This window comes from Dactylosporangium fulvum, from assembly GCF_025137375.1.
GTDB classification, from domain to species: Bacteria; Actinomycetota; Actinomycetes; order Mycobacteriales; family Micromonosporaceae; genus Dactylosporangium; species Dactylosporangium fulvum.
Genome location: NZ_CP073720.1, coordinates 6,674,804 through 6,696,863 on the forward strand (window position 1 = coordinate 6,674,804; position 22,060 = coordinate 6,696,863).

General features: G+C 73.0%; 24 protein-coding genes. 11 read left to right on the forward strand and 13 right to left on the reverse strand.

Going from position 1 to position 22,060, the window contains the following annotated elements; translation table 11 throughout:
• Position 1 precedes the first annotated feature (1 nt).
• Positions 2-802, reverse strand: a complete 801-nt coding sequence (locus tag Dfulv_RS30790) for a class II aldolase/adducin family protein (protein ID WP_259857299.1) — start codon at positions 800-802, stop codon at positions 2-4.
• A 1,558-nt stretch (positions 803-2,360) separates the two neighbouring features.
• Here Dfulv_RS30790 and Dfulv_RS30795 point away from each other — a divergent pair.
• On the forward strand, positions 2,361-2,792 hold the full coding sequence (locus tag Dfulv_RS30795) for a DUF6582 domain-containing protein (protein ID WP_259857300.1): 432 nt from the start codon (positions 2,361-2,363) through the stop codon (positions 2,790-2,792).
• 242 nt (positions 2,793-3,034) lie between these two features.
• On the opposite strand, the gene Dfulv_RS30800 is transcribed toward Dfulv_RS30795, so the two are convergent.
• Positions 3,035-3,850, reverse strand: a complete 816-nt coding sequence (locus Dfulv_RS30800; RefSeq protein ID WP_259857301.1) for an META domain-containing protein — start codon at positions 3,848-3,850, stop codon at positions 3,035-3,037.
• Between the two features lie 40 nt (positions 3,851-3,890).
• Positions 3,891-5,351 carry a hypothetical protein gene (locus tag Dfulv_RS30805; protein ID WP_259857302.1) on the reverse strand — a complete coding sequence of 487 codons (1,461 nt, stop codon included), beginning with the start codon at positions 5,349-5,351 and terminating at the stop codon, positions 3,891-3,893.
• A 152-nt stretch (positions 5,352-5,503) separates the two neighbouring features.
• Between Dfulv_RS30805 and Dfulv_RS30810 the strand changes: the two genes are divergently transcribed.
• Positions 5,504-6,349 carry an RICIN domain-containing protein gene (locus tag Dfulv_RS30810; protein ID WP_259857303.1) on the forward strand — a complete coding sequence of 282 codons (846 nt, stop codon included), beginning with the start codon at positions 5,504-5,506 and terminating at the stop codon, positions 6,347-6,349.
• Here the strand turns inward: Dfulv_RS30810 and Dfulv_RS30815 are convergent.
• On the reverse strand, positions 6,346-6,756 hold the full coding sequence (locus Dfulv_RS30815) for a hypothetical protein (RefSeq protein ID WP_259857304.1): 411 nt from the start codon (positions 6,754-6,756) through the stop codon (positions 6,346-6,348). The two genes, Dfulv_RS30810 and Dfulv_RS30815, sit on opposite strands and share 4 nt — an antisense overlap.
• Before the next feature lie 68 nt (positions 6,757-6,824).
• Here Dfulv_RS30815 and Dfulv_RS30820 point away from each other — a divergent pair, with 68 nt between their 5' ends.
• Together Dfulv_RS30820 and ku are read left to right on the forward strand one after the other, a co-directional pair.
• Complete coding sequence (locus Dfulv_RS30820; RefSeq protein WP_259857305.1) at positions 6,825-7,751, forward strand: hypothetical protein; 927 nt, start codon at positions 6,825-6,827, stop codon at positions 7,749-7,751.
• A gap of 6 nt (positions 7,752-7,757) precedes the next feature.
• Positions 7,758-8,585, forward strand: a complete 828-nt coding sequence (gene ku, locus Dfulv_RS30825; protein WP_259857306.1) for a non-homologous end joining protein Ku — start codon at positions 7,758-7,760, stop codon at positions 8,583-8,585.
• A gap of 52 nt (positions 8,586-8,637) precedes the next feature.
• Here the strand turns inward: ku and gdhA are convergent, their stop codons facing one another.
• The gene (gene gdhA, locus Dfulv_RS30830; protein WP_344407496.1) at positions 8,638-9,984 is read right to left on the reverse strand and encodes an NADP-specific glutamate dehydrogenase; all 1,347 of its coding nucleotides are present in this window, start codon (positions 9,982-9,984) and stop codon (positions 8,638-8,640) included.
• Between the two features lie 227 nt (positions 9,985-10,211).
• On the opposite strand from gdhA, the gene Dfulv_RS30835 reads away from it, so the two are divergent.
• Positions 10,212-11,009: an endonuclease/exonuclease/phosphatase family protein gene (locus tag Dfulv_RS30835; RefSeq protein ID WP_259857307.1), complete on the forward strand. Its 798-nt coding sequence runs from the start codon at positions 10,212-10,214 to the stop codon at positions 11,007-11,009.
• Between the two features lie 6 nt (positions 11,010-11,015).
• Here Dfulv_RS30835 and Dfulv_RS30840 read toward each other — a convergent pair whose 3' ends face one another.
• The 3 genes from Dfulv_RS30840 to Dfulv_RS30850 form a co-directional block, all read right to left on the reverse strand.
• Complete coding sequence (locus Dfulv_RS30840; protein ID WP_259857308.1) at positions 11,016-11,792, reverse strand: ATP-binding protein; 777 nt, start codon at positions 11,790-11,792, stop codon at positions 11,016-11,018.
• Between the two features lie 129 nt (positions 11,793-11,921).
• Positions 11,922-12,500, reverse strand: coding sequence for a lysophospholipase (locus Dfulv_RS30845; protein WP_259857309.1), 579 nt, complete (start codon positions 12,498-12,500; stop codon positions 11,922-11,924).
• A gap of 214 nt (positions 12,501-12,714) precedes the next feature.
• Positions 12,715-13,059, reverse strand: a complete 345-nt coding sequence (locus tag Dfulv_RS30850; protein WP_259857310.1) for a hypothetical protein — start codon at positions 13,057-13,059, stop codon at positions 12,715-12,717.
• 91 nt (positions 13,060-13,150) lie between these two features.
• Here Dfulv_RS30850 and Dfulv_RS30855 point away from each other — a divergent pair, with 91 nt between their 5' ends.
• Complete coding sequence (locus Dfulv_RS30855) at positions 13,151-13,696, forward strand: helix-turn-helix domain-containing protein (protein WP_259857311.1); 546 nt, start codon at positions 13,151-13,153, stop codon at positions 13,694-13,696.
• Between the two features lie 85 nt (positions 13,697-13,781).
• Here Dfulv_RS30855 and Dfulv_RS30860 read toward each other — a convergent pair whose 3' ends face one another.
• Positions 13,782-13,910: a hypothetical protein gene (locus Dfulv_RS30860; RefSeq protein ID WP_259857312.1), complete on the reverse strand. Its 129-nt coding sequence runs from the start codon at positions 13,908-13,910 to the stop codon at positions 13,782-13,784.
• Between the two features lie 56 nt (positions 13,911-13,966).
• Here Dfulv_RS30860 and Dfulv_RS30865 point away from each other — a divergent pair, with 56 nt between their 5' ends.
• Both Dfulv_RS30865 and Dfulv_RS30870 read left to right on the forward strand, forming a co-directional pair.
• Positions 13,967-14,305 (forward strand): carbohydrate kinase family protein, encoded by a 339-nt coding sequence (locus Dfulv_RS30865; RefSeq protein WP_259857313.1) that lies wholly within the window; start codon positions 13,967-13,969, stop codon positions 14,303-14,305.
• 158 nt (positions 14,306-14,463) lie between these two features.
• Positions 14,464-14,742, forward strand: coding sequence for a GlsB/YeaQ/YmgE family stress response membrane protein (locus Dfulv_RS30870; RefSeq protein WP_259857314.1), 279 nt, complete (start codon positions 14,464-14,466; stop codon positions 14,740-14,742).
• On the opposite strand, the gene Dfulv_RS30875 is transcribed toward Dfulv_RS30870, so the two are convergent.
• Positions 14,730-15,128, reverse strand: a complete 399-nt coding sequence (locus Dfulv_RS30875; RefSeq protein WP_259857315.1) for a hypothetical protein — start codon at positions 15,126-15,128, stop codon at positions 14,730-14,732. The genes Dfulv_RS30870 and Dfulv_RS30875 overlap by 13 nt on opposite strands.
• A gap of 133 nt (positions 15,129-15,261) precedes the next feature.
• Here Dfulv_RS30875 and Dfulv_RS30880 point away from each other — a divergent pair, with 133 nt between their 5' ends.
• Together Dfulv_RS30880 and Dfulv_RS30885 are read left to right on the forward strand one after the other, a co-directional pair.
• Positions 15,262-15,720, forward strand: coding sequence for a DUF4440 domain-containing protein (locus Dfulv_RS30880; RefSeq protein ID WP_259857316.1), 459 nt, complete (start codon positions 15,262-15,264; stop codon positions 15,718-15,720).
• Between the two features lie 843 nt (positions 15,721-16,563).
• A complete protein-coding gene (locus Dfulv_RS30885) occupies positions 16,564-18,510 on the forward strand; it encodes an Hsp70 family protein (RefSeq protein ID WP_259857317.1) in 1,947 nt (648 codons plus the stop codon).
• A 21-nt stretch (positions 18,511-18,531) separates the two neighbouring features.
• On the opposite strand, the gene Dfulv_RS30890 is transcribed toward Dfulv_RS30885, so the two are convergent.
• The 3 genes from Dfulv_RS30890 to eda all read right to left on the reverse strand — a co-directional run bounded on the left by Dfulv_RS30890 (position 18,532) and on the right by eda (position 21,188).
• Positions 18,532-19,359 carry a DUF72 domain-containing protein gene (locus Dfulv_RS30890; protein ID WP_259868416.1) on the reverse strand — a complete coding sequence of 276 codons (828 nt, stop codon included), beginning with the start codon at positions 19,357-19,359 and terminating at the stop codon, positions 18,532-18,534.
• 90 nt (positions 19,360-19,449) lie between these two features.
• Positions 19,450-20,553 carry a sugar kinase gene (locus Dfulv_RS30895; RefSeq protein WP_259857318.1) on the reverse strand — a complete coding sequence of 368 codons (1,104 nt, stop codon included), beginning with the start codon at positions 20,551-20,553 and terminating at the stop codon, positions 19,450-19,452.
• Positions 20,550-21,188, reverse strand: a complete 639-nt coding sequence (gene eda, locus Dfulv_RS30900) for a bifunctional 4-hydroxy-2-oxoglutarate aldolase/2-dehydro-3-deoxy-phosphogluconate aldolase (RefSeq protein ID WP_259857319.1) — start codon at positions 21,186-21,188, stop codon at positions 20,550-20,552. Before eda ends, Dfulv_RS30895 begins: the two co-directional genes overlap by 4 nt.
• A 47-nt stretch (positions 21,189-21,235) precedes the next feature.
• Here eda and Dfulv_RS30905 point away from each other — a divergent pair, with 47 nt between their 5' ends.
• The gene (locus tag Dfulv_RS30905) at positions 21,236-22,012 is read left to right on the forward strand and encodes an IclR family transcriptional regulator (RefSeq protein WP_259857320.1); all 777 of its coding nucleotides are present in this window, start codon (positions 21,236-21,238) and stop codon (positions 22,010-22,012) included.
• The last annotated feature ends 48 nt before the right edge of the window (positions 22,013-22,060 follow it).

Genomic DNA, 22,060 nt, shown 5'->3' on the forward strand with positions numbered 1-22,060 from the left:
CTCAGTCGAGCACTTCGGGTTCGCGGCGCAACAGGGCGCGCACCGCGCCGGCCCAGAACACGTCAGAGCCCCGCTCCAGCAGCGACTGCTTCATGCCGTGCCGCAGCCCGGGCGCGATGGCCAGGGGGTCGCGACCGAGCAGCATGACGTCGTAGGCGAGGCGGCAGGCCCGGTCGATGCTCGCCGAGCGGTACGTCGCCTCCTGGATCGTCGGGGCGGTGACAATGATGCCGTGGCTGGCCAGGATGACCACGGACTTGTCGCCGATGCGGCGGGCAAGGTCAGCGCCGAGCTCCGCGTCGTCGACCTCACCGGTGTACTCGTGCACGAACGCCAGGTCACCATCGAACATGGACCCGGTCTGGTGCACGATCTCGGGCAGCACTCCGATGGCTGCCAGCACGGTGACGTAGTAGGGATGGTTGTGCACGACCACCCGGGCGTCTGGCCGGGCGCGGTGCAGTTCGGTGTGGATGTGGAACGCCGGGGTGACGTCCCAGCGGCCCTCGACGACGGCGCCGTCCCGGTCGACGACGCAGAGGTCGGAGGCGCTGACCTCTTCCCACCACAGGCCCCAAGGGTTGATCCACATGGCGCCGGAGTCGTCCTTGACCATCGTGATGTGGCCGGCGATGTTCTCACTGAACCCGCTGTGCGCCAGGATGCGGAACGCACAGGCGAGCGCCTGCCGGTCGTCGAGGTCGACGCCGATCGGCGGGGTGACGCGGGGCGACCAAACGGCGGCGCCCCCTTGCTTGACCTGCTGTTCGACGGTGGTGCCAGGTGCTACGGTGCCGCTCACAGCTCACCTCCGTAGAGACTTAATGTTTTAGAAGATTACGGAGACGCGGCGGCAAAATCAAGCAATCGCTTGGTTGGCCTTCGGCCCGGTTCGGCCGCCCTCCGCAACGACCACCCGGGCACCGACCCCTTCAGCCGCCCGACAACGAACCGGACACGCCGGTCCCGCACCTTGCCCAACCAGCCCAACACACCCGGACGTCCACGCCCCCGCACTGTTGCCCAACCGGCCCGACACACCCAGACACCCACGCCCCCGCACCGCCGCCCAACCGGCCCGGCACACCCCGGACGTCCATGCCCCGCACTGCTGCCCAGCCAGCCCGACACACCATGGCGCCCATGCCCTGCACCCTTGCCAGCCAGCCCGACACGCCGCGGCGCCCACGCCCCGCGCCCATGCCCAACCGGCCCGACACACAACCGGACACCCACACCCCAGCGCCGCCGCCCAACCGGCCCGACACACACCAGGGCGCCACGCCTGCGCCGCCGCCCAACCGGCCCGGCACACACGACGGTGTCCACGTCCCGCACTGTTGCCCAACCAGCCCGACGCACCCGAGCATCCACATCCCGCGCCGTTGCCCAACCAGCCCGACACACACCACGGTGTCCACGTCCCGCGCCCCTTGCCAGCCAGCCCGACGCGCACCAGGCCGCATCTCGCACCCTTGCCAATCGGCCCGACGCACACCAGGACGCGTCCCGCACCCATGCCCCCGCGCCGCTGCCCAACCAGCCCGGCGCGCACCAGGACGCCGCGCCTGCGCCGTCGCCCAACCAGCCCGGCACACACGACGGTGTCCACGTCCCGCACTGTTGCCCAATCGGCCCGACGCACACCAGGCCGCGTCCCAGCCGGCCCGACACATGCCGGGCGTCCGCGTCTCGCGGCTTGCTCAGCCGTTCATCTCCGCGCCGTGCACTGTCGCGGCATCCGCACACGCCACACCCCGCCCGGCGGCCACAGGGTGCACACCCCATCCGGTCACCGCGAACAGTCGGGTGCGTTCCGTTGTCGCACAACCCTTCCGGCCGGCCTCCGCCAGCCCTCGGGCATCGATGCCCGCCGGGACCCGCTCACCGACGCCACCGCCGGAACCGGGCAGGAGCAACCCACCACCGTGACCGCATATTGAGACTCAATCGATCTGCATCAAGGTGATCGGAACCGACTTTTCATGATCCCGAAGACTTGTGGTCGCTCCCGCAGCACCAAGTCTTCGGGATCATGAAAAGTCGCTCGCATCGACCAATGGCGATGCACCAAGATGTCCGGTATGTCGCCAACTGCGGTGAGCCATAGGGAGGCCGGGCCACGTGGCTTCAGCGCCTTCGGTTGAGTACCTGCCGTTGGGGCGGCTGCACCGCGCGCCGTTTCCACAACCTGTCCCGAACCTGCCGCGAGAGACGCCATCCGGTCGGCGCGACGTCATACCGGAGCGCTCGGAGGACCTGCTCGTCGCCGCACCCATGTCAGCCGATGGTGGTCCGGGGTTCGGCTGGTCTCCGCCCGGGTGCTGCATGGATGGCCCGCGAACGGGTACGACCATCGTATGGCTACTCGGAAGCAGACCTCGAACCAGCTCGACGCCGGTGAACGCGACGAGCTGTCCGACAGTGCCTACGCGTTTCCGCGCGTGCGCAAGGAGCCCCTCAACGATGCCTCCCACGTCCGCAACGCCATCGCCCGGTTCGACCAGGTGCGGGACGTCAGCGACGAGGAGCGGCGGGAGGCGTTCCGGCGGATCAAGCGGGCCGCCGGCAAATATGGCGTCGAGATGTCCGCCGACCGCTGGCAGGATCTCGGCAAGCCTTCGGCGACGATGAAGTCGTCCGACAAGCCGCGCACGCCGACCAAGGGCGGGCGGGCCGCGAACCGCCGCGCCGACCGGTCCCGCGACGAACTCTACGCGGAGGCGAAACGCCGCAACATCAAGGGACGCTCCGGCATGACGAAGGCCGAACTGCACCGCGCCCTCAGCTGAGGCCGACACCGCGCGGCGCGCCCGCCCGAACAGGCGGGCGCGCCGCGTCACCGGCCCGGCCGGCGGGACGACCCGCCGACCGAGGCGGTCGCCGAACGCGCCGCGTCCCCGTTCCCGTCCCCGGTCGGCGGGACGACCGGGGACGGGAACGCTCGGCGGAACGACCAGGGATGGGGACGCTCGGCGGAACGACCGGAGACGGGAACGCTCGGCGGAACGACCGGGGACAGGGACGCTCGGCGTTACTTCGCGGTGAGCCTCAAGCCCTTGCCGTCGGGGTGGGTGAGCGTCAGGTGGTCGGCCTCGATCGTGAACGTGACCGTCCCGCGCAGCGCCGCCGTCACCGCGCTCTCGAACGTGCTCGGCTCGCCGGGACAGGCCTTCAGGGTCATGCCCACGTCGGTGAAGGTGATCTCGCCGCCGCTCGCCGAGCCGCCGCTCGCCGACCCGCCGCTCACCGAGTATCGTCCGCCGAGGTCGTTGCACCCGCCGAAGCCGGTCACCGTGCCGTCCGTGCCGAACGAAAGATAGGCCAGCAGGCCCGCCGGAACGGAACCGGCCACCTGTCCCGAGACCAGCGTGTCGACGGTCCAGCGCGGGCCGGCCAGCGGCCGGTCGGGGTCGGCCACCTCGCGGTCGGTGAGCACGATCCGGGTGCCGCCGCCTTCGAGCACCAGCTCGGCCCCCTCCAGCCGCCAGGCCGGGCGCCCGCCCAGGAAGGCGGTCACCCAGCGGTCCTGCTCGTGGCGCGGCGGGTCGCAACCCATATCGGTCATCGACAGCTCCTCGACCACCAGCTTGTCGTCGTCGAGCCGCGCATCACCGGCGATGTGGTTGCACCCGGCCTGCACGACGAGCCGCCCCTTGGTGTCGAAGCGCAGCTCGATCCGGGTGCTGCCGACGAGCGGCCGGGGCTGCCCCTGCTCGGTCACCGACGTGGACAGGAAGGTGCGCCCCCACGGCCTGCCCTCGGCGGGCGCGCTCGCGCCATCGCGCGCGCAGCCCGCCGGTACGACCGCCAGCAACAGTAGCAACGGAAGGAAAACCAGCCGAGTCATGCCCATTCGACGGCACTTCCGATCGGCTGGTTCCCGCCGATCACCCACGAGCGGCGCCGATGCCGAGCAGCACGGCGATGCCGAGCGCGCTGCGCGCGGAATACGGCTGGCGCCACAGCCCGCCGTGCGCCGCGGCGTACGCCTCGTCCTGCCACGGGTGCTCGTGCTCGGGGCGCCCGGCGTGCAGGTCGTGGACGAGCAGTGCGGCCATGAGCGTGTTGCTCGTCGCCGGCTCGAAGATTTCGATGCCGAAGCGGTGCGCGCCGGCGAACGCGGCGGCGAGGAGCCGGTTCTTGACCACGCTACGCGTCCGGGTGGCCGGTGCCACGGTCAGCGACACCGGCACGCCGGCGGCCCGGGCCTCCGCCGCCCGCCAGCGCTGGAGCCGCTTGGCGAGGGCGTAGTTCGGGCCCTGCTGCGGCACGAGGCTGTCGTTGACGCCCGGGTAGATGCCGGGCGGGTAGTTGCGGGTCAGCAGCCGGCCGGCGCTGAGCACCCGCAGCGGCCTGCGGATCCGGCCGATCCCGGCGGCCTCGCGGTAGCGGCGGCCGGCCTCGTCGACGGCGTCGGCGGGGACCGCGAACACGTCCGTCGGGGTCGCCAGAAACGCGAGCGCGAGGTCCGGCCGGCGCTCGCGCAGCCACACGGTGAGGGCGTCGACGGCCATCGCGACCCGCACGTTGAGAGCGCCGTCGGCGTAGACGTAGTTGCCTAGGACGAGGCCCCCGTCGAAACCGGCGAGCCATTCGGCGATCCGGCCGAGGTCGTGGAGCAGATCGGCGCCGGCGCGCTTGTCGAGGTCACCGCCGGCGTCCGCGGCGACCGGCACGTGGAGGCGCCCGGCGTACCGCTCGGCGGTCCCGATCAGCCGTTGCCAGATCGCCGGCCGGGGCAGGTCGACGGCGACGACGTCGGCGCCCCAGCTCAGCAGCGCCGTCAGCGGCCCCATCTCCGCGCCCGCGCCGAGGACGGCCACGCGGCGGCCGGGCAGCGCCAGCCAGTCGGGGTTCGCGGCGACGGTCCGCACCGCGTCGGCGCAGGAGCGCTCGATGACGCCGCCGGCGACCCAGGTGTCGAGCTGGTCGTCCAGCTCCGCGCCGCGCAGGCGCCGGCCGCGGTACGGCAGGACCAGCTCGCGCCGCGCCTCCCCCGAGCCGGCGACGGTGGCGGTCGACAGCGGCGCGCCGCCCTTGAACGCGGCGTCGAGCGGCTCCTCCGCCGCGCCGGGCTCCGGCCGGAAGCGCATCCTGGTGTGCAGCGACGCGAGCCCGTCCCGGGCGATGGTCAGCGCCGCGTCGCGGGACGGCAGACCCGCCTCGACGAGCCGCCGGAAGTGCTGGAGGTAGTCGTGGCGCCAGTCGGTCGAGGACTCGGCGCCGCGGGCACCGACCGGATCCGCAGCCCGCAGCGCGTCGGCGACCACCCCGCGCCCCAGCGCCGACGTGCTCGTCCTGCCATCCACCTCGGGGATGACCACACCGGTGGGCTGTGCTGTCGACATGGTGTCCCAGTCTGCCATCGGAACGCCCCGGCCACCGGGCGGGTGAGGCGGCGGGTGATTCCGCCGTTTCACCCTCCGCATGCGAATCGGTACCCGCCGATGACAACTACGGTCGGCGACATGCTGCTGACGCTGCCGCGGGTGACCGGCGAATGATGACCACCGACCTGACCGACCCCCTGGCGATCGACCTCCCGGACACCGAGCCGTCGCTCGTCCGCCCCTACGTCCGGCTGCTGGCGGCCCACCGCTCGACCGGAGCCCACTGGGACAGCACGACCACGTACGTCAGCCGGCCGGAGTACTACGGCCGGCACGCGCGGACCCCCGAAGACCTCCGCCTCACCCCGTTCACCCGCACGCGCCCGGCCATCGAGCCGCCCCCGGTCCGGTACGCGCTGCCGCCCGGCCGCAGCACTCGGCGGACCCTCGCCGTCGGCTCGACCGTGCTGGTCCTCGCCCTGAGCGCCACCGCGCTCGTCCTCAGCGCCGCCGACCCGGCCGCGGCGCCGGTGCGCAAGGGCGCCGAATCGGAGCTGGCGGCCCCGCAGGTCGCCCAGCTGCGGACGGCTGCGGCACCCGTCCCCGCGGCCCCGGGGACGGGTGCCGCGCCCGCCCAGGGCGCCGTCCCGATCGAGGGCGAACCGGTGGCGGTGCTGCGCCCGGCCACCCGGACCGGCCGGATCACCGGCTCCGCCGGCCTGTGCCTCGATGGTGGCCGGATGCGGCTGTCGGCCTGCGACACGAGCCTCGGCCAGGTCTGGACGATCACCGGGGACGGCACGGTCCGCACACTCGGCCGCTGCCTGCAGTGGACGCGCAGCGACACGGCGCTGGCCGACTGCGACGGCCGCCCGCCGCAGCGCTGGCAGCCCGGCCCCGGCGGCGCCCTGCTCAACGCAGCCTCGACCCAGTGTCTCAGTGTCCCCGACCGCCGCCTCCCGCCGCGGCTGACGAGCTGCGACCTGTCCGAGGCGCAGCGCTGGACGCTGCCCTAGCGTCTGTCCACCGGCGTCCGTGCGGCGCGGCGCGGGACCACCGCCGCGACGATCCCGGCGTAGAAGTACACCTCACCGAACAGGGCGGACACCCCGCCGAGCAGGAACAGCAGGCCGAGATGGGCGGCGGTCCCCGCGCCGAGGCGCGGCTGCCGGGCCACCGCGAGCGCGCCGAGGACGGCGCCGGTGAGCACCAGGCCGGCGGCGTCGCGGAGGTGCTCGACGGTGCGCCACCACACGACCGGCAGCGCGGCGACCACGGCCCCGGCCGCCGCGAGGGCCGCCGCCACCTGCTGGAGCACCGTGCCGGGGCGGCGCAGCGTGGCCAGCCCCAGCACATCGGACAGCAGCACCTGTCCCACGACGAGGACCGCGGCGGCACCGGCGGCGAGCAGGACGAGCAGCACGGCGCGAGCGTGGCCGCGGCGGGCAAGTCCGCGGGTTTGCCCGCGTCCCGGGCGGGAACCGGGACCGGATGGTGAGGACGAGGCAGCAGCCCTCCCCCGCAGACGCGATCGCCACGGAGTTGTACGGCCTGCCGCCGCAGGACTTCACCGCCACGCGGAACGAGCGGGCGCGGCAGGCCCGGCAGGCCGGCGACCGGGACCTGGCCGAGGCGATCGGCGGGCTGGCGAAGCCGAACCTGGCGGCGTGGCTGGTCAACCAGATGGCGCGGGAGTATCCGCAGGAGATCGAGGCGCTGACCGAGCTGGGCGCATCGCTGCGGGGGGCGACCGCGAGCCTCGACGCGGAACAGTTGCGGGAGCTGTCCGGGCAGCAGCACCGGGTGCTGTACCAGCTGTTGCAGCAGGCCCGCAGCCTGGGCCGCGCGGCGGGGCACCCGGTGTCCGACGCCGTCGCCCGCGGCGTCGAGGAGACACTGCACGCGGCGCTCGCCGACCCTGACGCCGCCGAGCAGGTGCGGGCCGGGCGGCTGACCGGCCCGCTGTCGAGCACCGGCTTCCCGCCGGGCCGGGACAGCGCGGCGGCCACGCCGCGGGCCGGCGGCGCTCCGTCCGGCGCCGCGGCCACGTCGCGGGCCGGCGCCGAGAGCCGCCCCGCACAGCGGGTCGCCGCCGCCGACCGGGATCTCGCGGACGCCGAGGCGCAGGTGCGGGACGTCGTCGCGGAACGGGACCGGACGCAGGCGGCGCTCCGCGAGGCGGAGGCCGTGGCCGACGCGGTGGCCGGCCGGGTCGAGGCGCTCCGGCGGCAACTCGACGAGGCGGGTGCCGAGCAGGCGGAGGACGACCGGATGGTGCGCGCCGCGCGGAGTGCGGCCGGCCGCGCCGAGCGGCGGCTGCGCCAGGCCGAACAGCGGCTGCGGGACACCACCGAACGCCGGCGCCGGGTGCGGACGGCCCGGCGTGCCGGGTCGGCGTCCGCGCGGCGCGGGAGGTGACGGGTGATGGCACGGCCGATCTGGACCGGGGTGATCTCCTTCGGGCTGGTGTCGGTGCCGGTGGCGCTGGTGCCGGCGACGCAGGAGCACGAGGTGTCGTTCCACCAGTTCGAGCAGGGCACCGGCGACCGGATCCGGTACCGCCGCTTCAACGAGCGGACCGGCAAGGAGGTCGACTTCGCCGACATCGTCAAGGGTGCCGACGTGGGCGGCGGGCAGTACGTCATGGTCGACCCCGAGGAGCTGGAGCAGATCGCTCCCGGGCGCTCCCGCAGCCTCGACATCCACCGGTTCGTCGACCTCGACGAGATCGACCCGATCCACTACCAGAAGGCGTACTACCTGGAGCCCGGCAGCGACGACACGGTCAAGACCTATGCGCTGCTGCGCGACGCGTTGGCCGACGCCAACCGGGCGGCGATCGCCACGCTGGTGATGCGGGGCAGGGAGTACCTCGCCGCGATCCGCCCGCACGACGAGGTGCTGGTCCTGGAGACGATGTACTTCGCCGACGAGGTCCGCGACCCGCGCGCCGTCCTCGACCGGTTCCCCGGGCACGTCCCGGTGCGCCGGGAGGAGCTGCGGATGGCCAGGCAGCTCGTCGACTCGATGACCGGCGAATGGGATCCGGACGAGTACCACGACAGCTTCACCGACCGGATCCACGAGCTCATCGACGCGAAGGCCGCCGGCGAAGAGCTCGTCCCCGCCGAGGAGCCACCGGCGGTCACCCACGTCACCGACCTGATGGAGGTCCTGCGCCAGAGTGTCGAGTCCGCCCGCAAGCGCCGCGGCGAGCGGGCGCGGTCACGGCAGCGCGGCTCCGATCGATGACGGCCGGCACCGCGACCACGCCCGGTGCCGTGGCCGCGGTGCCGTGCGGACGTCAGATCAGGCCCTGGGCGAGCATCGCCTCCGCGACCCGGCGGAACCCGTCGATGTTGGCGCCGGCCACGTAGTTGCCCGGCATGCCGTACTCCTCGGCGGTGGCGTGACAGCGGGCGTGGATCTCCCGCATGACGGCCTGGAGCCGCTGCTCGGAGTACTCGAACGTCCACGAGTCGCGGCTGGCGTTCTGCTGCATCTCCAGCGCGCTCGCGGCCACCCCGCCCGCGTTGGCGGCCTTGCCCGGGGCGAAACGCACGCCGGCCTCGGCGAACAGCCGCACCGCCTCCGGTGTGGTGGGCATGTTGGCGCCCTCGACCACGGTCGTGCAGCCGCCGGCGATCAGTGCCGCCGCGTCCCCGGCGTCGATCTCGTTCTGAGTCGCGCTCGGGATGGCCACCGCGCACGGCACGTTCCGCCAGAGGTTGCCGCCGGGCGCGAAGGTGGCGTGCGGGCGGTGCTCGACGTACTGGCCGATGCGCTGCCGCCGGGACTCCTTGACCTGCTTGAGCACCTCCAGGTCGATGCCCTTGTCGTCGTGGACGTAGCCCGACGAGTCCGAGCAGGCCACGACGGTACCGCCGAGCTGGTGCACCTTCTCGATCGCGTAGATGGCCACGTTGCCCGATCCGGAGACGACGACCCGCTTGCCGTCGATGCTGTCGCCGGCGGTGCGCAGCATCTCCTCGGCGAAGAACACCGCACCGTAGCCGGTGGCCTCGCGGCGCACCTGGGCGCCGCCGTAGCTCAGGCCCTTGCCGGTCAGCACGCCCGACTCGTACCGGTTGGTGATGCGCTTGTACTGCCCGAACAGGTAGCCGATCTCCCGGCCTCCAACGCCGATGTCACCGGCGGGGACGTCGGTGTATTCGCCGATGTGGCGGTACAGCTCGGTCATGAACGACTGGCAGAACCGCATGACCTCACGGTCGGAGCGGCCCTTCGGATCGAAGTCCGACCCGCCCTTGCCCCCGCCGATCGGCATGCCGGTCAGGGCGTTCTTGAACAGCTGCTCGAAGCCGAGGAACTTCACGATCCCGAGGTAGACCGACGGGTGGAACCGCAGCCCGCCCTTGTACGGCCCGAGCGCGGAGTTGAACTCGACCCGGAATCCGCGGTTGATGTGCACCTCGCCGCGGTCGTCCTCCCACGGCACACGGAAGATGATCTGCCGCTCCGGCTCGCAGATCCGCTCGATGATCTTCGCCTCGGCGAACTCGGGGTGCTTGTCCAGCGCCGGCGCGACGCTGTCGAGCACTTCGCGCACCGCCTGGTGGAACTCCAGTTCACCAGGGTTGCGCTGCATCACCGCGTGGAAGATCGTTTCGAGTTTGTCCCGTGTCGACACGGACGCCTCCCGGTATGCACGTTCTGGCACAGTTGCGTGGCCGATCGAGCCCACACCGTTGTGGAGTCGCGCCGCACGACAGGTTATTGCCGCGTGGAAAGATTGTATTGTTACACTCCCGTGGCAGCCCAGGTGATCTTCGCCGCCCCCTGCCAGCTCGTGCGCACGAACATGGCTGACAGCCATGGGCCGTGTCCGCGTTTGCGGAGATGATGTTGAATGTGCGGGTGACTGGTGAGGGGACCGTCGTCCGGCTGCTGACGCTCAACGCGCTCTTCAAGGGCGACGTCCGGCTACGCCTGCGTGCCCTGGCCGAGCTCCTCGAGCAGGGCGGCCATGACGTCGTCTGCCTGCAGGAGGTCATGTACCGCGCGAACGTCCGCCTGCTCCAGCGGCTCGTCCCGACGCTGCCGCACCGGGTCTCCAGCGGCGCCGTCCTCCTGGAGGGCGGCCTGGTGATCCTGTCGCGGTGGCCGGTCACGAGGTCCCGGTTCGTGCGGTACCCGATGCTGGCGCCCGTCCGGACGGAGCTGCTCATGCGCAAGGGTGCGCAGGTCGCGGTGGTCCGGACCCCCGGCGGCGAGCTCGCCGTGGTGAACACGCACCTGTCGGCCAACCGCGACGACGACTGGTCACCGGGCAACCGGTACACCCGGATCGAACAGGCCGAGCTGCGGCACCTCGCCGGCGTGCTCGGCGGCGTCGATCCCGCGCTGCCGGTGGTCGCCACCGGCGACTTCAACGTGCCACGCGACTCCCCGGTGCTCGCCGAGTTCGTCGCGGCGGCCGGGTTGCGCGACCTCATGGCAGGCGACACCGGCCCGACCTACCGGCCGACGCCGCAGTTCCCGGCGCCGCCCGCGTTCGACCACGTGCTCGTGCGGCCGGCACCGGGCCGCGAACTGGACGGCCGGGCACGGCTGGTGTTCCAGGACGAGGTGCCGCTGGCCGACGGCCGGCGCTCGTACCTCTCCGATCACTTCGGCATCGCGACCGACCTGGTCCTGCCCGTCGGCGGGCGGTGAGCCGGATCAGGCGGGCAGCGGCAAGGCCCGCAGTGTCGCCCACACCGTCTTGCCGAAGCGGCAGGGCATCGCTCCCCAGGCGGTGGCCTCCGTCGCGACGATGCGCAGGCCGAGGCCACGTTCGTCGAGCGGCCGGCGGGCGTCGGGAGCATGCCCGGCGGGATCGATCATGAACGGCAGCGCCGGGTTGCGGTCCTGGACGGCGAGGTGCAGCAGCCGCCCGCGGAGCGAGAGGCGCACCGTGAACGGTCCGCCGGAGTGCTCGATGGCGTTGGTCACAAGCTCCGAGATGATCAGTCGTGCCGGGTGCAGCAGGTGGCCGAGGCTCCACTCGATGCACACCTGGCCGGTCACGTCACGGGCGATGGCCGCCGACATGTAGTCGCCGGGCAGCTCGATCCGGCGGACCGTCGGCATGGGCACACCGGCGCGGACGGCCGCCCGGGCGGCGTCGACGGTGTCGTGGACGCCGATAGACCGGTCCACACCGGTGGCGACGAGCCGCTCCCGCACAGCCGCCCCGGGCGCGCACACCAGCAACGGCACCGGAGGGTCGGCGGCGGCCGCGGCGTGGTATCCGGCCAGGAGGGTGGACACGCATTGCGCGGCGGGGTCGTCCAGATCGGCGAGGTCGACCAGCACCGCACGCGGCTGTTCGGCGAAGCATTTCCGCAGGCCGGCGGCCAGGTCCAGGCGAAGCGCGCGGTTCCATCGCCCGTGCAGCCCGACAGCGATGATCGCGTCGTCCACCTCACCGTTGAACGCGAGGCGCGAAGTCTTCACCACAACCAGCCTGCCCCAACCACCGAGGACGCGCATCCCGGGCCACGGCTCGGAACCCGCCGCACAGCCTATGCATCTTCCCACCCGGAAAGCATCACCCGTTCGACGGACACGAGCGGGCCCGCCTGCCTATCGCCGCGGCTCCGGCGCCGGCCGGGTGCTCAGCCAGCCGATCACCGTCAGGTCCTCCGGGGGCGACTGGATGTCCTTGCCGCCGCCGACGGCCAGCACCAGCACGTCCAGCCGGACGAGGTCGAGCCGGGGGTCGTAGGCCATGAACTCGCGCAACCAGCGGGCGTTCACCCGGACGCCGCCGAGGCGGACGGTGTCGGTGCCGGTCGCGCGGAGCTTGTCGTGGTTGCGGGACACCTTGGCGACGATGTCGACGCGCAGCAGCCGCAGCACGGCCCGCACCGGCGCCGGCAGGTCGCCGGCCACCCGGTGCGCCTGCCAGCGCAGCACCTCCTCGCCGGTGCGGGCGGTCGGCGACAGGAGCACGGCACCGGCGGCCGGTGCCGTGCCGGCCAGGAGCGCGACGGTCAGGATCGCGCCCTCGCTGTGGCCGATGACGAAGACCCGCCCGGGGTCGACGTCCGGCCGTGCGCGCAGCGCATCGAGGGCCGCCCGCGCGTCGTCGACGTTGTCGTGCATGCCCGCGGCGAGGAACGTCCCCTGACTGGCGCCGACGCCGCGTTTGTCGTACCGCAAGCTGGCGATGCCCGCGCCCCGCAGCGCCTCCGCCAGTTGGCGGGAGATGTCCAGGCGCAGGCGGCGGTGGTTGCCGTCGCGGTCGAGCGGCCCGCTGCCGTTGATGATCAGCGCGGCGGGCGGCCGTCCGTCGCCGGCGGGACGGGTGAACGTGCCGGCGAGCGTCAGGCCCGCGGAGCCGAAGGTGATCGTGGTGTCGGTCGTGGCGGGCCGGTCACGACCTGCGCAGCGCGCCGGCGAGCGCCGCCGCGTCGGGCGTGGAGACGACGACGGTGTCGTAACGCTGCCCCCGCAGCGTGATCCGCAGGGCCGGCAGGCCGCGCCGCACGACGGCGAACCGGCGGGAGCCGCGGCCGAGCCAGGTGCCGATCTTGGTGACGCCCGGCACCGCCAGCCCCGGTGCGCGCAGGCCCTTGACCGCCGCGAGACCGTCCTCGACGACCTCGGCCGACACGATGGCGTCGCGGGGGATGTCGAGGTCGCCGTGCAGGCCGCCGACCTTCTCGGCGACGCTGAGGCGGACCCGGAGACGGTCGGCGTCGAGCGTGACGGTGCCCATGATGACCTCCTGATCGGACCATGTCGCAAGTACCATTATTATCAGGCTTGATATTAATATCAAACACGAGATCGTTCGAGAGGATGTGAGCATGGCGACGAGCAGTGCCGACCTGCTGCTGCATCCGCTGCGGCTGAGAATCGTGCAGTCGTTTCTCGGCGAGCGGCAGCTCACCACCGCCGACCTGCGGCGGCAGCTGACCGACGTGCCGCCCGCGACGCTGTACCGGCAGATCGCCGCCCTCGTCGACGGCGGTGTGCTCGAGGTGACGGCCGAGCGGAAGGTGCGGGGCACCGTCGAGCGCACCTACCGGCTGCGGGCCGAGCACGCCTCGGTCACACCGGACGAGCTCGCCGGCATGTCCGCCGACGAGCACCGGGCCGCCTTCATGGCGTTCGTCGCCGGCCTGCTGGCCGACTTCGACCGCTACCTCGCCGCCGGCGGCGGCGACCTGCTCCGGGACATCGCCGGCTACCGGCAGGCCGGCTTCTACGCCACCGACGAGGAGCTCACCGAGATCGTCGCGGCGATCAACCGGGCCGTCCGCCCGTGGATCGACGCCGAACCGGCCGCCGGCCGGCGCCGCCGGATCCTGACGACCGTGCTGCTGCCGGCCACCCCGGCCACCGAGACCTGAGCGCCGGCCGCGTGCCGACGCGGTGGTGATCGTGTGCGCCGCCGCCGGTCCGGCCGGATATGCCCATGCGGTGCGACCTGCACGACTACGGCACCGGCGAGTTCTCCTGGAGGCGGCCGGCGTCCTGTTCCTCAGCGGTGAACGCCTGCCCGATCCCGAGGCGCTCCTGCGGGAGCGGATCGCCACCGGCACCCGCCCGGCGGTCTGCACGCACGGCGCGGTGGCGCTGGAGCGGGGCAGCCGGCAGCTCGACCACGTCCCGGCGGCCCGGTGGACGAGGTCCTGGACACCAACGGCACGGGTGACACGTTCTTCGCCGGATTCCTCGCCGCCCACCTCGACGGCGCACCGCTCGCCGAGTGCCTGCGGCAGGCGGCCCGGGCCGGCGCGACCGTCGTGCGGTCCGACGCCCTGGCGGCGGCCGGCCTCACCGCCGCCCTGATCCCTCCGGATCGCCATGCGGCGGAGTGCCTGCGGCCGCCGAAACTCTCCGGCGGCCGCGTTCGGGCCCGGCCCCGCTGGACAGACGGCCGCCACCGAGCATCCGGCCACGGTGCTGAACCTCCTCATGGACGTCACCCGGGCTCTTCACCGGTCAGTGCCCGGTGATGCGGTACAACCGGCAGCTCATGCTGGCGGTCCTGCACGCGAGCACGTCCTCGACCCCCACGGGGATGCCGAGCGGCACGAGCTGATCCCGGCCCGTTTGCGGACGGCCGGAACGGGCAGCTACGCACACAGCGGCTTCCCTAGGTTGGAGGCGTCAGATGACCATCAGTGGCATCATCTCCGCGCTCATCGTCGGCGTGATCATCGGCGCGCTCGGACGGCTCGTCGTCCCTGGCAAACAGTCCATCCCGATCTGGCTGACGATCGCCATCGGCATCATCGCCGCGCTGATCGGCACCGCCATCGCCCGCGCGGTGGGCTGGGCCAACACGCCCGGTGTGGACTGGCTCGAACTGCTCATCCAGGTCGTTCTCGCCGCCGCGGGCGTGTGGATCGTCGCCGGCTTGTACAGCCGCCGTCGACATCACATCCCGTAGCGACACAACCACATCCTCAACCAGGGGTGCGGCGCGGTACCGTCGGGTATCGCGCCACCCGCTCCCCCACTTCCTGACGGCGCGAGCCGACCGGGTGGAACGCCAAGTGGTGGCGGGGACGAGGTTCGCCCGGCCGGCCGCGCGGAGCTCGACGAGCCCGGCCCGGGCGACGTCCTGGTTGTCGAGCAGCCGTACCGAGCTCGGCCGGTCCAGGCCACGCACTCCAGCAGCCCGTCGGCGACCCGGAACGACCCGCGCACATGGGACGGCAGGTATTCGTCGGGGATGATCCGCAGCACCGCGTGGCGCAGCAGTTCGTCCACGGAGAGCCGCGCGTCGCCCGGCCCCGGCGCGCCCAGCTCGGCGAAGTGGTCCGCGACGAGCACCGGCCACTGCCCGATCCGCGCGAGGTTGTCCAGCGGCCAGTGCCCGCCGGTCCGGATCCATCAGCACCGGCGAACCCCGTCCGAGCTGTTATACTCTACAGCGTAGAGAGTAATGTCGGCTCGAAGGAGACCCATGACCGAGCAGAGTCCGTATACGGCCGCCGGATTCACGCCCAGCGAGGAAGAGGTACAACTCCTCCTGGCGTGGTTCGCCGAATACGACGCCCACGTCGAGCACGGTCGTGTGGCGGAGATGGCCGACATGGCGCTGTTCCCGCTCGTGGTGATGACGAACGACTCGGCCGGCGAGTGCGTCACCCAGGAATGGGACCGTGCGACGTTCGTCCAGGCGATGGGCATGGCCGTCGGCGACGGCGACCCGGCCACGCCGAAGCTGGAGAACCACCGGCGGCCGGTGTTCCTCGGCCCCGACCTGGCCGTGGTCGTCACCGACACCACAATGACCCTCGGCGATCAGGCGCAGCACATGCGCTACGTCGACGTCATGGCCAAGACCGGCGGCCGGTGGCGCTTCAAGAGCATGGTCCAGGCCGGCTGGGGCGACATGCTGCGCGACCAGCTCGGCGCCTGAAGAGGCTCCACGGTCCGGCGCGGGCGGTGCGACGGATCACCGTGGCCGCCATCGCGACACCCGCACACCCACGGCCCGGCGGCCACCCAGCGAGCCCCATCGTGATGGACACATCCACGATGGACCCGCGGACGGGATACCCCCTCCACACGACATTCCGCTCATTGGGGATTAAGGCTGTGTGGGGACCAAGGGGTCGCGGAGGCTTGGTGTTGCTGGAGCAGCACGGAGCCTCCGCGATCATGAGCGATTGGGGGTTGCTGTCGTGGGTTCCGGCCGGCTTGTGGCCGTGATCGCGGCAAGTTCGCGATCACGAGTGCGGCGGTTGGGCCTGGCCGGGTGGTGCGGCCGAGGTTCGTAGATCAAGGGAAACTTCGGGCTGCCTGGGAGCCTGTTGTGCAATTCGGATCCCTCGCGCGTCAACCCCGACAACCGCGCCGATCTTGGAGTTGTGGCCCTTGACAAACCCGGACAAATTCGGAGGTTCATGGCGCCACAACTCCAAGATCGGCGCGTAGTTGGGCCGCCAACACTGTCCCAGCGAATTACGCAACAGGCTCCAGGACAGCCAGATGTTTCCGATGATCAAGCAACCCGGGTCAAGCCAATCGCGGAGCACGGCCACCCCGCACCGTGGGGCCACGGACGCCGTAGCCCGACTCTGCGGCCCGGCACCGCAACCCCCGCGCGGCACTACGGCGCGGCACCGCAACCCCCGCGCGGCACTACGGCGCGGCACCGCAACCCCCGCGCGGCACTGCGGTGCGGCACTGCGGCCCCGCGCGGGCAGGAACCGGACGCGCCCGCTTGACACGGTTCGCCCGCACGGCTTCGATGGACGCGGTGGAATTGGGCGTCGACCTGGGGACTTCCAGCACGGTCGCGTTTCTGCGCCGCGACGACGGCACGGCCGAGCCGGTCCTCTTCGACGGCGCGCCGCTGCTGCCGTCCGCCGTCTACGCCGACCCCGGCGGTGAGCTGCTCGTCGGGCGAGACGCGCTGCACGCCGCGCGCGCCCGGCCGGAGCGCTTCGAGGGTAACCCGAAGCGGCGCATCGACGACGGCACCGTCTTCCTCGGCGCCGAGGTGGCCGTGGAGTCGCTGCTCGGCGCGCTGCTGCGACGGGTCGCGGCCGAGGCGCGGCGCATCGGCAGCGCGGCGATCACCAGCAGCACCGTCACCCATCCGGCCGCCTGGGGCTCCGCCCGGCGGGCCACCCTGCAACGGGCCGCGGCCGGCGCCGGACTCGGCGCCGTGCGACTGGTCCCCGAGCCGGTCGCCGCCGCCGCGTTCCACCTGCGCCGCCACGGCGCCGAGCCGGCCGACCTGCTCGTGTACGACCTGGGCGCCGGCACCTTCGACGTCGCCGTCGTCCGGCACTCCCCCGGCTCGGCGACGGCACGGATGGAGGTGCTGTGCAGCGCCGGGCTGGACGACACCGGCGGCCAGGACGTCGACGCCGCGATCGTCGGCCTGCTGCGCAGCCGGTCCGGCACGCCCGAGCTGTGGGCACGGCTCGACAACCCCGCCACCGTCGCCGACCGGGCCGCCCGGCGGCAGCTGTGGGAGGACGTCCGCAACGCGAAGGAGATGCTCTCCCGGACGAGCTCGGCCACCCTGTACCTGCCGCTGCTCGACACCGACCAGATCCTGACCCGCGACGAGCTTGAGCAGCTCGCTGCGCCGCTGATCCAGCGGACCGTCAACGCGATCGGCGCCACGCTGGCAGCCTGCCCGGTGCCGCTGCGCCCGCTCGGCGCCGTCATCCTGGTCGGCGGGGCGACCCGGATGCCGCTGGTCGCGACGATGCTGCACCGCGCGCTGAACATCCCGCCGACGATCATCGACCAGCCGGAGCTGGTCGTGGCCGCGGGCAGCCTCGACCCGATGGTGACCGGCCGGCCGGGTCCCGCGGGGCCACCCGCCGAGTGGACAGGCCCGGTGCCGCTCTCGGGCGGCGAGCGTTCGGGCGAGCTGTATCCCGCACCGATGCCGGCGCCGGCCTCACCGCCGGGGATGTGGCACCCGGTGGCGCCGCCCGCGGTTCCTCAGCCCGCGCCGCACGGTCCGTGGCAGCCGGCGCCTCCCCAGCCCGTCCCGGCCCAGCCCGTCCCGGCCCAGCCTGTCCCGGCCGGTGCCTGGCAGCCGGCGGCGCCCCCGCCGGCCGGTCCGTGGCAGCCGGTCCAGCCGACGGCGCCGCATCGGCCGCCGCCGGTCGCGGCGTCACGGCAGACCGGGGTCGCCCTCACCATCGTCGAGCTGCTCGAGCTCACCACCCCGCAGCACGAGGGCGTGACCCTGCGCGGCCAGCTCCACGGCGGCTACGGTGTGGTCGAGCACGTCTTCCCGACCGACGAGGAAGGCCGCCTGCTCGTCTTCCCCGACACGATGGCGCTGGCCCGATACGCGGCCCGCGACGCCTCCGATCCGCTCATCGCGACACCGCCGCGGCAGGTCCGCGCCGTCGGCTCCGACGACCAGCGGTACAACCTCGATCTGGTCGTCGAGCACCTGAGCGGCCCGCCGGACCGGTGGCTGCCCAGCTTCGTCTGCCGCTGCCGGGACCTGTGCGCACAACTCGCCGTGTTCCTCGGCCTGGCCGGCGCGGACGACCTGATCGGCGAGCACTCCACGATCGACCGGGTCGACGCCATCCTGCGCAAGCATCTCGCGGACGTCACCAGCCGCGGCGCCCGCCGCCGGCTGGCCCAGATCGACCAGGTCCGGCTGGTGGAGGACTGGACCGGCCTGGTGGCCCTGATCGACGCCGCGACTGTCCGGCCGGGCTGACCCCGGCCCTCTGGAGCACGGTCAGAAGAGGGTCAGGGGCTCGACCGGCTCCGGCTCGGGCAGCGGCTCGAGGTCGGGCACCCTGGCGCGTACCTCGTCGTGGAAACGGCGGGCCAGCAGGGGCGCGTCGGCGTTGTCCGGGGTGTGGACGAACATCGTCGGCGAGCGGCCCTCGCGCAGCCAGCCGGCGACCACGTCGACCCAGCCCTGCCAGCCCTCGACCGTCATCTCGGTGGCGTCGCGGCCGAGGTACCGAACGATCGGCCGGTCCGTCAGCGCGACCGGTCGCAGCGGTGTGCGCGGCTTCTTCGTCCAGGCGTCCCGCTCCGCGTCGCTGGTCGGCGGGCTCCGGAAAAACGCGGTCGTGTCGAACGGGACCCATTCCGCGGCCACGGTCGCGAGCACGCCTTCGAGCAGCCGGGTCGAGTGCGGGTCGGTGAAGAAGGCCGGGTGGCGCACCTCCACGGCGTAGCGGTACGACGTGGGCAGCCGGCCCAGGAAGCGGGCGAGCACCGGGACGTCGGCAGGGGCGAACGACCCGGGCAGCTGGATCCAGAGCGCGTGGGCGCGCGGGCCGAGCGGCTCGATCGCGTCCAGGAAGGCCCGCAACTCCGCGTCGGCACCGGCGAGACGGTGCTCGTGGGTGACGACCTTCGGCAGCTTGACCACGAACCGGAAGTCGGGGTCGGTCTGCTGCGCCCACGAGGCCACGGTGTCGCGGGCCGGCGTCGCGTAGAACGTGGTGTTGCCCTCGACCGCGTTGCACCAGCCGGCGTACGATCGCAGCCGCTCGTGGGCCGGCAGCGGGTGCGCCATGAAGCGTCCCTGCCACGCCTTGAGTGTCCACATCGCGCATCCCACGTGTAGCCGTCTCACCGGACGTACCGTATACGGGCGCCGCGGGGCGTGCGTGGGCACGCCCCGCGGCAGCGCCTGCGGTCAGCGCTGCACGCGCGCGCCGGCCCCCCGCATCAGCGCCTCCACCTCGGTGAGGCTGGCCATCGACGTGTCGCCCGGCGTGGTCATCGCCAGCGCGCCGTGCGCCGCGCCGTACTCCACGGCCAGCGCCAGGTCGCCGTCGCGCTCCAGCAGGCCGTAGATCAGTCCCGACGCGAAGCTGTCGCCGCCGCCGACCCGGTCGAGGATCTCCAGGCCGGGCCGGTGGGTCGCCTCGGCGAACGCGCCGCCGCCCCACGCCACGGCGCCCCAGTCGTTCACGGTCGCGCTGTGCACGCCGCGGAGGGTGGTCGCGACGACCTTGAAGTTGGGGTACTCCTGGACGACCGCCTCGATCATCGCCTTGAAGTTGCCCGAGTCCAACGCCCCGCTGTGGATGTCGGTGTCCGGCACCTCGAAGCCGAGGCAGGCGGTGAAGTCCTCCTCGTTGCCGATCATCACGTCGACGAGGCGGGCGAGCCGGCGGTTGACCTCGCGCGCACGCTCCTGGCCGCCGACGGCCTTCCACAGGCTGGGCCGGTAGTTCAGGTCGTACGACACGAGCGTGCCGTGCTTGCGGGCGGCGGTCATCGCGGCCTCGGCCGTCTGCGCGGCCGTCTCCGACAGCGCCGCGTAGATGCCGCCGGTGTGCAGCCATCGCACGCCCAGCGTGCCGAAGAGGTGGTCCCAGTCGACGTCGTCCGGCTTGAGCCGGCTGGCCGCGGTGTGGCCGCGGTCCGAGGTGCCGACGGCGCCGCGCACGCCGAAGCCGCGCTCGGTGAAGTTCAGGCCGTTGCGAACGCTCCGGCCGATCCCGTCGTACGGCATCCAGGTGATGAACCTCGTGTCGACACCGCCCTGCAGGACGAGGTCCTCGAGCAGCCGGCCGACCTCGTTGTCCGCGAACGCGGTGACGACCGCGGTCCGCAGCCCGAAGCAGCGCCGCAGGCCGCGCGCGACGTTGTACTCCCCGCCGCCCTCCCAGGCCCGGAACTCGCGTGCGGTGCGGACCCGGCCCTCGCCGGGATCGAGCCGCAGCATGATCTCGCCGAGCGAGACCAGGTCGAAACGGCAGTCGTCCTTCGGCCGTGGCGCGACGACGCTCATGCCGCACCTCCCGCAGCCGCCACGGCCGCCGCGGTACGGGCGGTGACCTCGTCCCAGCGCTCGCCGGCGATGAGGTCGGCCGCGACGATCCAGCTCGCGCCGACCGCCAGCACGGCCGGGACGGCGAGATACTCCGGCATCACGGCGGGCGTGATGCCGCCCGTCGGAATGAACCGCACCCCGCGGAACGGCGCCGCCAGCGCCTTGATCATCTCGGCCCCGCCGAGCTGCTGCGCCGGGAAGAACTTGACGATCTCCAGGCCCGCGTCGAGGGCCATCTGGATCTCGGTGGCGGTGGCGGCACCCGGGAACACCGGGACACCGGCGTCCTGGCACACCCGGACCACGGCCGGCGCGAAGCCCGGCGTCACGACGAACCGGGCACCGGCCGCGAGGGCCTGCTCGGCCTGGCCGGCGCTCAGCACCGTGCCGGCGCCGACGACGAGGTCGTCCCGCGCGGCGAGCGTCTTGATGGCGTCGAGCCCGGCAGCGGTGCGCAGGGTCACCTCCGCCGCGGCGAGCCCGCCCTTGACCAGGGCGTCGCCGAGAGCGCCGGCGTGCCGGGCGTCCTCGAGGACCACGACAGGCAGCACCCGGCCGATCGCAGGCTGTTCACTATTCTGAACATCAGTCACGTACGTGACCATACTGGAGGCCGCAGGCGTTCGCTAGAGTTGCCCGCGTGCCCACCGCGCCAGAGGACTTCCAGCCCGTCAAATCGGCCGGGCGCACGCTCGACCTGCTTGAACTGCTCGCCGACCAGCCCCACCCGTGGACCCTGGTCGACCTCGCCCGTGCGCTCGAGATCCCGAAGAGCAGCCTGCACGGGCTCCTGCGCACGCTGACGAGCCGCGGCTGGGTGCGGGCCGACGAGACCGGCACACGTTTCCGCCTCGGCATGCGGGCCCTGCGGGTCGGCGCCGCCTACCTCGACGGCGACGACACCGTCGGCCTGCTCTCCGGCGTCCTCGACGAACTGTCCCGCCGGTTCGGCGAGACCGTCCACCTCGGCCGGCTCGACGGCGACCAGGTCGTGTACCTCGCCAAGCGCGAGTCGGTGCACCCCCTGCGCCTCTACAGCGCCATCGGCCGCCGCCTGCCGGCGCACGCCACGGCGCTGGGCAAGGCGCTGCTCGCCGAGCACCCGGACCCGGAGGCCGACCGCATGCTGAGCTGGCCGCTGCCGCACCTCACCCCGCACACGGTCACCGAGCGCCGCGCCTTCCACGCCGGCCTCGCCGAGGTGCGCGCGGCCGGATACGCCGTCGACCGCGAGGAGAACGCCGAGGGCATCCTGTGCTTCGCGATGGCCGTGCCGCTGGCGAGCCCCGCGGTCGACGCGGTGAGCATCTCGCTGCCGGTGGCCCGGCTCCGGCCGGAGCTGGAGACCTCGATCGTCGTGGCACTGCGCGAGACGGTCGGCGGCCTCGGCCAGGCCCGCAGCATGCTGAGCGCATGACCCGCGGGGGTCCTGGCGGCCACCGTCGCAGCCCCGCATACCCGCCCC

Bases quoted from the DNA above. Each gene is read 5' to 3' on its own strand.
- Dfulv_RS30880 (WP_259857316.1), top strand. From the start codon at position 15,262: ATGACCGAGCAGAGTCCGTATACGGCCGCCGGATTCACGCCCAGCGAG.
- Dfulv_RS30800 (WP_259857301.1), bottom strand. From the start codon at position 3,850: ATGACTCGGCTGGTTTTCCTTCCGTTGCTACTGTTGCTGGCGGTCGTA.
- Dfulv_RS30795 (WP_259857300.1), top strand. From the start codon at position 2,361: ATGGCTACTCGGAAGCAGACCTCGAACCAGCTCGACGCCGGTGAACGC.
- Dfulv_RS30810 (WP_259857303.1), top strand. From the start codon at position 5,504: ATGATGACCACCGACCTGACCGACCCCCTGGCGATCGACCTCCCGGAC.
- Dfulv_RS30805 (WP_259857302.1), bottom strand. From the start codon at position 5,351: ATGTCGACAGCACAGCCCACCGGTGTGGTCATCCCCGAGGTGGATGGC.
- Dfulv_RS30850 (WP_259857310.1), bottom strand. From the start codon at position 13,059: ATGGGCACCGTCACGCTCGACGCCGACCGTCTCCGGGTCCGCCTCAGC.
- Dfulv_RS30855 (WP_259857311.1), top strand. From the start codon at position 13,151: ATGGCGACGAGCAGTGCCGACCTGCTGCTGCATCCGCTGCGGCTGAGA.
- Dfulv_RS30890 (WP_259868416.1), bottom strand. From the start codon at position 19,359: ATGTGGACACTCAAGGCGTGGCAGGGACGCTTCATGGCGCACCCGCTG.
- ku (WP_259857306.1), top strand. From the start codon at position 7,758: ATGGCACGGCCGATCTGGACCGGGGTGATCTCCTTCGGGCTGGTGTCG.
- Dfulv_RS30820 (WP_259857305.1), top strand. From the start codon at position 6,825: ATGGTGAGGACGAGGCAGCAGCCCTCCCCCGCAGACGCGATCGCCACG.
- Dfulv_RS30870 (WP_259857314.1), top strand. From the start codon at position 14,464: ATGACCATCAGTGGCATCATCTCCGCGCTCATCGTCGGCGTGATCATC.
- Dfulv_RS30895 (WP_259857318.1), bottom strand. From the start codon at position 20,553: ATGAGCGTCGTCGCGCCACGGCCGAAGGACGACTGCCGTTTCGACCTG.